General features: G+C 75.6%; 1 pseudogene. It reads right to left on the reverse strand.

The features are described from left to right. A pseudogene (locus F0Q45_RS28215) lies at nt 1-1,756 on the reverse strand (PE family protein); the annotation flags it as partial.

Genomic DNA, 1,756 nt, shown 5'->3' on the forward strand with positions numbered 1-1,756 from the left:
TGGCGACACGGGCAAAACCGCCGTCCCCGCCGGATCCACCGGCCGAGGTGGTCCCAGTGCCGCCATCGCCGCCGACACCGGCGGTAACGTCGCCGAATCCGAAGGTGAGCGCCGACCCGCCCTTGCCGCCGAAGCCGCCGCTGGCGCCGTCACCTCCTCGCCCGCCGCTGCCGGCGATGGCGGTCCCTGTCGAGGAGCTGTTATTGATCACCGCATCACCACCGGATCCGCCGGACCCCCCACCGGCCGTGGTCCCGACGCCGCCATCGCCGCCGGCGCCGCCGGTGGCGTTGCCGAGTCCCGTTGCGCTCGCGTTGCCCCCGGACCCGCCAAACCCGCCGGTGGTTGCCCCGGCGCCACCGGCGCCGCCGTCTCCGCTGGTCGCGTCGCCGCTTCCTGCGTTGTCTGCTGAACCGCCGTTACCGCCGAACCCGCCGCTGGCTCCGTCACCCCCCGTGCCGCCGCGGCCGGCGATGGCAGTTCCCTTCGAGGCGCCGCTCGATATGCTCGCCGAACCGCCAGACCCCCCTTTGCCTCCGCCGGCGGCGGTCCCGCTGCCGCCATCGCCGCCATCGCCGGCCGTGACGTTGCCGCCCCCGGAACCGAACACCGCGCCGCCGCCTCCGCCGGACCCGCCGCCCGATGCCCCGGCGCCACCATCGCCACCAGCACCACCGGTGACATTGCCGTTTCCGGAGGTGACCACCGAACCGCCGAACCCGCCGGTCCCGCCGTCGGCCCCCGCGCCGCCCTTCCCGCCGCTGCCGGCGATGCCGCTTCCCGTGGCAGCGCTGTTACTGATGAACACCGAACCGCCGGACCCGCCGGACCCGCCCTTGGAGCTGGTCCCGACGCCGCCGTCGCCGCCCGTGCCGCTGGCGACATTGCCAAGTCCGGAGGTGGTCGCCGCACCGCCGTTGCCGCCGGACCCGCCGCTGGTGCCGTCGCCACCTTTTCCGCCGGCGCCGGCGGTACCGGTCGCCGTGGAGATGCTGTTGGTGATATCCGCGGAACCGCCGCCGCCGCCGGACCCGCCAGCGGCGCTGGTCCCGGTGCCCCCATTGCCGCCGGCGCCGGCGGTGACGCTGCCGAGTCCGGTAGTGGACGCCTCGCCGCCCTTCCCTCCGAATCCACCGCTGGCGCCGTCGCCGCCGGTCCCGCCGCCACCGGCGGTAGCCGTCGCGGTGGAGGCGCTGCTATTGATTCGCGCATCACCGCCGGACCCGCCGGACCCGCCGCCCAAACTGACACCGCTGCCACCCCGAGCGCCCGTGCCGCCGGTGACGCTGCCGCCGCCGTTACTGAACGCCGAACCGCCGTTACCGCCCGAACCGCCGCCGGCGCCATTGCCGCCCTTGCCCCCTGCCGTTGCGATGACGTCATGCCCATTGGCGATGTTGCTGACGCTCGCATTACCGCCGCCGCCGCCGGATCCGCCGAGGCCGCTCGCCCCGGCGCCACCATCGCCGGCAGCGCCGGCGGAAACGGCGCCGAGTCCGAAGGTGGTCACCCCACCGCCATTACCGCCGTTGCCTCCGTTGGTGGCACCGCTGCCGCCGTTCCCACCGCTGCCCGCGGAGGCGGTCCCGGGCGAGGCGCCGTTGAAGATGTTGGCGGAACCGCCGCTACCGCCCGATCCGCCGCCGGACGTCGTTCCGGTGCCACCGTCGCCACCATGGCCCCCGGTAGCGTTGCCGAGTCCGGAGTGGGACGCCGTGGCTCCGAACCCGCCGGACCCGCCGCCGGCGCCGTCGCC

Source organism: Mycobacterium simiae, from assembly GCF_008370645.1.
Lineage (GTDB): Bacteria > Actinomycetota > Actinomycetes > Mycobacteriales > Mycobacteriaceae > Mycobacterium > Mycobacterium simiae_A.